Source organism: Dapis brunnea BLCC-M229, assembly GCF_050015995.1.
Classification (GTDB): Bacteria; Cyanobacteriota; Cyanobacteriia; order Cyanobacteriales; family Microcoleaceae; genus Trichodesmium.
Window position 1 is genome coordinate 1 of sequence record NZ_JBNHEP010000145.1, and the last position, 7305, is coordinate 7305.

Annotated in this window: 4 protein-coding genes; 3 read left to right on the forward strand and 1 reads right to left on the reverse strand. The window is 35.1% G+C overall.

What is annotated here, in order from left to right; all coding sequences use genetic code 11:
- Positions 1–605 precede the first annotated feature (605 nt).
- Both ACP6PM_RS16900 and ACP6PM_RS16905 read left to right on the forward strand, forming a co-directional pair.
- A complete protein-coding gene (locus ACP6PM_RS16900; RefSeq protein ID WP_426586599.1) occupies positions 606–1637 on the forward strand; it encodes a sulfotransferase family protein in 1032 nt (343 codons plus the stop codon).
- A 401-nt stretch (positions 1638–2038) separates the two neighbouring features.
- Positions 2039–3106 carry an ABC transporter ATP-binding protein gene (locus ACP6PM_RS16905; protein WP_426586601.1) on the forward strand — a complete coding sequence of 356 codons (1068 nt, stop codon included), beginning with the start codon at positions 2039–2041 and terminating at the stop codon, positions 3104–3106.
- Between the two features lie 734 nt (positions 3107–3840).
- On the opposite strand, the gene ACP6PM_RS16910 is transcribed toward ACP6PM_RS16905, so the two are convergent.
- Positions 3841–6615: an EAL domain-containing protein gene (locus tag ACP6PM_RS16910; protein ID WP_426586603.1), complete on the reverse strand. Its 2775-nt coding sequence runs from the start codon at positions 6613–6615 to the stop codon at positions 3841–3843.
- A 220-nt stretch (positions 6616–6835) separates the two neighbouring features.
- On the opposite strand from ACP6PM_RS16910, the gene ACP6PM_RS16915 reads away from it, so the two are divergent.
- On the forward strand, positions 6836–7305 hold a 470-nt coding region (locus ACP6PM_RS16915), incomplete at its 3' end, for a hypothetical protein (RefSeq protein ID WP_426586605.1).

Below are 7305 nucleotides of genomic sequence, written 5' to 3' on the forward strand. Positions count from 1 at the left end.
CAGGGAACAGGGAACAGGGAACAGGGAACAGGGAACAGGGAACAGGGAACAGGGATAAGTAATTGATAATTTCTGGATAAGAATTGATTTGATTTTTGATTTTCACCAGATGTCTAATCAATATATGATATGACACGACTCAGGGGGACCGAGTCAGGAGTCATATTATGTCCGGTTGAATACTTACACTTTGGAGGAAGTAAGGCAGAAGGCAGCTATGCTGGAAGCAGAAGGAAAGAAAAGGTTTTTTTATCACTGATTATCCGGACATGATATCAGGAGAAAATCATGGTGGTCAATAGGAATAAATAATTAGGTATTTATGCTTCATCTTTTCTTGATAATTTGACGAATGATAAAGGTCAATTAAGATGATTTATATAGTATAAATATTTGGCCAGTTAGGTATTTTTATACTACTTAGGATTTACGCAGAAACCTGGTTTATCAACGAAAGTGAGAGGGAAAAACAATAATCAGATCAATACCGGTTTCTTGTTTGGGTGCGTAAGTCCTGCTAATTTTAATTTTATGGGTTGACTCGGGGAATGTCAGTTAATACAATCAGCAATGTAGACTAAGTTGATGAAGTTGCTATAACTACAATGAGTAATACATTTGAGCGACCCAAACCAGTTTTGATGATTCCTATCCGCCGTTGTGGCAGTCATGCTTTACGCCTGCGGTTGAATTTTTCTCCCGAATTCTATTCTCCTTACCCCCTGCATTTGGTCGATTTTATGCCCCTTTTGGAGCTTTATGAGAATTTAGCTGATGACTTTACCTATTTTCAGTTGGTTATTGATTTAGTAGGTTTGCAAAATGCAACAATGGTTAAGTGGGATAATGTAGCGTTAGACCCAGTTGCTATTTTTGAGAGGATTAAAGATCGGCCTCGTAGCATACATACTGTTGCTTGGGAAATGTTGTTTCAAGCGGGGCAAAAGCATGGTGCAAAAGTGGTGATGGATAAGTCTCTTGATAATGTGTATTATGCTGAAGAGTTAATTGATCTGTTTGAGGATATGAAGTTTTTGAATGTTGTTCGCGATCCACGCGCTCAAATAAATAGTATTAATCGTGCTATTATCCATGATTTTGATACTTTATTAAATGCCATAACTTGGGTGAACGCTCACAATACTGCCATAGCTCTAGCTGACAAATATCCAGAGAGGGTTTTAACTATCCGATATGAGGATTTTTTGACTCATCAAGAAGCAGTTTTGCGGCAGATTTGTCAGTTTTTGGAGATTGAATTCTTAGACTCAATGCTTGATGTTTCCAAATCTACAGAAGCACAAGAAATTTCTGTTTTATCTGCTTTATGGTCAACTAATAGTTCTCCACCAATACTTGCTAATATTGATAAATTTAAGAAAAATTTAACGGATAGTGAAATTGAAATAATCGAGACAGTAGCAAAACCTATTATGGATTATTATGGCTACGAACCTATTACTAAAGCAGGAGCTCAAGTAACTGAGGAAATGTTAGAAGTATCCCAAGAATTAAACTCTATAAAAAGGCCAAAAGCTTGGATGGATTTAAGAGAAAAAGACCTCCGCGATTATCAACTAAGAAAGTTTCGTTCAGACTATCTGAATATGGTTAAGCAAAAGTTGTTGCCAAATTAAAATCTTAGGCGTTGTTGAATAAATGTATGATATTAATAGGACTTACGCACCTGCAACGTATTTTCGTCATTGCGACCGACAGGGAAGCAATCTCAAATCCTAGTTTTTCGTAGCTCATGCGTAAGTCCTGATTAAATCCGGTAGTGTCGGTATAAATAAAGCATAGAAACCGGGTTTTTATGAAATCCCTGACTATACTGACATCTGTCTCCTATAAACATTGACAACCTGTTTGACTCCATAGAGAACAACCAGATGAACAGTTATAAAACATTGGAATATCTAGCGGAGAATGGGACGTTGTTGAGACTTAACGTAGTCTGAACTTGATAAGTGATGTGAGTTTAATATCATACCTAAAGTCAACAACGCCTATAAAAACTAAGAAACCATCGAAAATTATGGCAACACTGCAATTAAAAAATCTCAGAAAACAATTTACTCCTAATGTTATTCCTGTTAAAGACGTAAATATTGAAGTTGAAGATGGAGAATTTTTAACCTTATTAGGACCTTCTGGATGCGGAAAATCAACCCTACTACGACTCATTGCGGGTTTAGAAACACCCACTCAAGGCAGAGTAATAATTGGCGATCGCGATGTCACAAACGTAGCACCAGGAAATCGCAACATTGCAATGGTGTTTCAAAGTTATGCTCTCTATCCTCACATGACAGTCTTTGAAAATATTGCTGCTTCCCTGAAACTCCGCAAAATACCTCCAGATGAAATTCAGCGACGAGTCAATGATGTCGCCCAAAAACTAGATTTAGGCAACTTACTAGCTCGCAAACCGAAGGAAATGTCTGGAGGACAAAGGCAACGGGTGGCATTAGCTCGTTCATTAGTCCGAAACCCAGAAGTATTTTTGTTAGATGAACCCCTGAGTAATTTAGATGCGTTATTGCGGGAACAGGTACGCGCAGAATTAAAACAGTTATTTAATGCTCAACAAAAACCCGTAGTTTATGTTACTCACGACCAAACAGAAGCAATGACTTTATCAACTAAAGTAGCAATTTTATCTGATGGTTATTTACAACAACTTGATGCTCCTCATCAAATTTATAGTTGTCCTGCAAATAAGTTTGTTGCTGGTTTTGTTGGTAGTCCGCAAATGAATTTACTGAATCTTAAATGTGAAGAAAATTATGCTATTTTAGGTGATTTTAAAATTCTTTTGCCAGATTTTCCTACGATGCCAAAACAAATTTTTATGGGTATTCGCCCCGAAGATGTTCGTTTGTCTCAACCTAAACATTCTGAAATTACTATTCAAGGTAAGGTGATTTTAGTAGAAGATTTAGGCAAAGAAAAATTATTAATTTTACAGGTGGAAAATTCAGCAGAAAATATTAAAGTTATAGTTCCTTATGACCAAACTTGGGATGAGTTAGTAACTTTAGAATTACCTGCTCAACAAATTCATTGGTTTGATGTGGAGTCAGGCGATCGCTTATTACAATAGTTATCTAGTCAAACTCCAAAAAACCGGGTTTATAGTTTGACTTTTGATAGTCTCACAATGCTGATTTATCAACCCTGTTTTTATATATTGGGTTTGATTTTATACCAATTCCCAAAAATAATGCAAGACCTTCCTCAATACTTCAGTTATTAAGTAATAAGTAAGTAAGAGTAATGTTTTTAACTATTCTAGGTAAATAGCAAAGATATCTTATCCCAAATTGATAAATATTTGTTACAAATAGTTAGGCTATTTATTACCAGTCAGGAGTCAGAATTCAGAATGAATAGCTTAAATACCATTTATGAGGGCATATTTTCTCTTTTTAGTCGAAAGATACATCTCATTTAAAGTATTTCAATCACCATTTTTATGCATGAAATTATTTTTTTTACAGCGGTTTTCATTTCAGTAAACCACAGTAATGATGTTCCATGGAACGTTCCTACTAGGTTTTGGTTGTGAATATGTGGTTCATCAATCTGAAAAGCGCTGTAATTGGTATAGTATATACTAAATATCAATATTTAATATCAACGATAAACGGAAGATTTGCATTAATTTGCCATACTCAAAACTTAGTAAACTAACCTATATAAGCAGCCTTAAATACTAAAATAATATCTTATTTTACTCAACCACAGTAGGGACATTCCATGGCACTCCCCTATAATAGTTATACTTTTGACTGTTTAGTTCATCTACCGGAAAACTAATATCAAGCTCTTTTCCAATTAAGAATAAAAATTATGACCCAATAATGCTGTTGCTTCTGTCACATTTACAGGTTTAGAAAACAAATATCCTTGACCATATTCACATCCTAAATCTTTCAGTTGAGCCAACTGTTCCTCTGTTTCTATCCCCTCTGCTACCACATCCAACCCTAGACTATGAGCTAATGTAATAATAGCTCTTACAATCTCACTATTTTCTCCATTAACTCCCATATTTGTCACAAAAGATTTATCAATTTTCAGAGTATTAATAGGGAAACGATGCAAATAACTTAGAGATGAATATCCTGTACCAAAATCATCAACACTTAACTGCATTCCCAACTCCCGTAAGTGAGATAAAACTTTACTAGCAGACTCAGCATTATCCATAACGACACTTTCTGTAATTTCTATTTTTAATCCTTGAGGATCGATACCTGTCTTTTGCAAAATACGTTTAATTTGTAAAATTAAGTTAGATTGGGAAAACTGTTTCCCAGAAATATTGACAGCTATAGTAAGGTTACTTTGAGAATAAATTGTCTGCCATTCTTGCAGTTGACGACAAGCTTCCCAAAATATCCACTGACCGAGAGGAATAATCAAACCTGTTTCTTCTGCAATAGGAATAAACTTTACCGGAGGAACCATACCACCTTCACGATCGTACCACCGCGCTAAAGCTTCAAACCCTACTAAGTTCCCTGTACATAGAGAGATAATTGGTTGATAGTTGAGTAAAAAAGTGTTGGAAGTCGGGCAAACAAATTCTTCTAGCATCTCCACTGCTTGACGTAAGTCACGCTCTAACTGGATCATTTCTGTAACGTAGCTGTGCATGGAACTGGTGAATAGCATATAACTTCCTTGGTTTTGCGCTTTTGCTTGATCCATAGCAATATTAGCATCTCGCAGTAGATCCCCTGCCCATTTATAATTATGGGAACTGATTGCAATACCGATACTAGCAGTAATAAAGAGTTTATGACTATCTAATTCTAGAGGTTGAGCGATCGCTGTTTGTATCAGATTTGCTAAACCAATGGCATCTTGTTGATCGTGAACTTTCTCCAAGAGAATAACAAACTCATCACTTCCTATTCGTGCTATCGTATCTTTTGATCGTAAACAAGTTTTGATTCGTTGAGCAATTTCAATTAAGAGCTTGTCTCCCATGGAATGACCGTGACTTTCATTAACGATCTTAAATCGATCTAAATTAATCGTAAGTACAGCAAACAAATCAGAATGATGTTTGTTTCTGTGTACCAATGCTTGCTGTAGTCTATCCATTAATAAAGCTCTATTTGGCAAGTCTGTGAGGCTATCATACAAAGATTGACGTAGCAGTTTCTCCTCTACAGATTTTTTTTCTGTTATATCATGACAGTTAATTACAATTCCCTGAACTGATTCATCATCAAGTAAATTCATTACCACAGCTTCAAATACACACCAACTACCATTTTTATGGCGGACTTGATATTCATCTAACCCTCGGCGTGTTTTCGGATATTGTTTCACTCCCTCTATTACTTGTTCCATCCACCAACTATCGTTGGGGTGAATGAACTCTAATAAAGATTTGCCAATTAATTCCTCTGAAGTGTAACCTAAAATTCGTTCTTGTGAGGGGCTAATATATGTAAAAATACTATTACTATCTAAAATATGGATAATATCTGTGCTATTTTCGATTAGCGATCGGAATCTTTTTTCATTTTCCCGTAGTAGTTTCTCTGCTTGGTTACGTTCTGTAATATCTGTGCTTACAGCAACAAACCCAGTAATTTTATCTGATGTATCTTTGATGACATCTATCCGCATCAAAATCTCGATGATTTGGCCTCTACGACTCCGACAGCTAACTTCTCCATTCCATGAACTTCCACTTATCATACTGTCAGATATTGCTTTAGCTACTTTTGTATCTATTATCAAACTTAGTAACCCACCAATAGCATTTAGTTCAGCTACATTTCTATAATCAAAAAGTTGAGTAAATGCTGGATTTTGAAAGATGTGATTGCCATAAGCATCAGTCATACTAATCGCTTCACTGCTACTTTCTATCGCTTTACCTGTCAGTGCTAGGGCTGTTTCTGTTTCCCGAAGTTCAGTAATATCTATTCCGACAGTACACGCTGCTTTGCCTTGGTTATATTTTTGAGCAACTATGAGATATTGACCTACAGGTGAACTCATTTCATGCACAGTAACTGTGGTATTACTGGCAAAAAAATTGCGCACAAATTTGGTAAAGTCTGTATCATTTCCACTCAAAAAGCCGATACTTTTACCAATAAATTCTTCTGGCTCCAAGTTGTATATTTTAGCTAAATGTCTATTAACTCCTAAATAATAGAAATCTGAACTAATCCAAGAAACTAATCCTGGTATTGCTTCTAAAAGTGTTTGTAATCGCTCGTTTGCTTCGGAGATGTCTAATGAATGGGATTCTTGTGATTTATTATTGGAATTAATAACTTGAATATCATGGGGAATTAATATAACTTTTTCTTGATTAACTGGATAGATACTGGCGTTAAATTTCACCTGTTCTTCTCCTATTTGACATTTATGTTCAATTTCTACTTGACGCTTTGTTTTTAAACAAGTTTTAATATGATTACTCAAAATATTTTTCTGAATATTTTCAAGAACTTGACGGATATGAACTTTCACGGGGTTATCCTCTGAAAATGATACTTCCCCATCTACGGGAATACTTTCTAGAAAGCATCCTGTTTGATCCAACACCCAGATACAAGTATTCATTAAAGCAAACATAGAATCTATATGAGTATGATTTTTGGTTCAATTCTAAGTGAGTTAATTTTAACTAATTAACTAACTTAGAATTGATAAAGCTGATAGACATAATTCAGCTAGAGAATTACAAAAATTAATTTTAACATTAAGTTGCTGCTATAAATTAAGATGTTATACTAAATACCAATAGCTTTAAGTGTAATCACCTTTACCCATTAGTAGAAGGTTTATAGGTAGTATGAGAATTTTCTTAAAATCAGTCCTTCCCAAATTCAAGGCTTTACTAGGAGCAGTTCCTCTAATTGCTACAACATATACCATTGGTACATTAGTTCAGCCGAGAGTAAGTTTTGCTATCAGTCAAAACAGAGATAATTTATCCTCAGTAAATACACTTCAAGTATCTACTCAAAACATATCACAACAAAGTGATAATGTCAATAAAAATAACTATGAGTTAAAGCATAGCAATTATTTGACTCTCCCCCAAAGTCAAGAGATTAATACTTCTCAAAATTCCCAGTTGAAAAATTATTTCAATGTTGTTCCAAGCAAACATCAAGGAGAAAATTTTCCTAATCAATATCAATGGAAAACTACTAACACTAATAATAATCAATTCAGAATTGAACACATTAACAACCCCCAGCTAGCTACACCTGTCAATCCGATGAGACCGCGACCACAACCGATGTTAACAAATGTTCG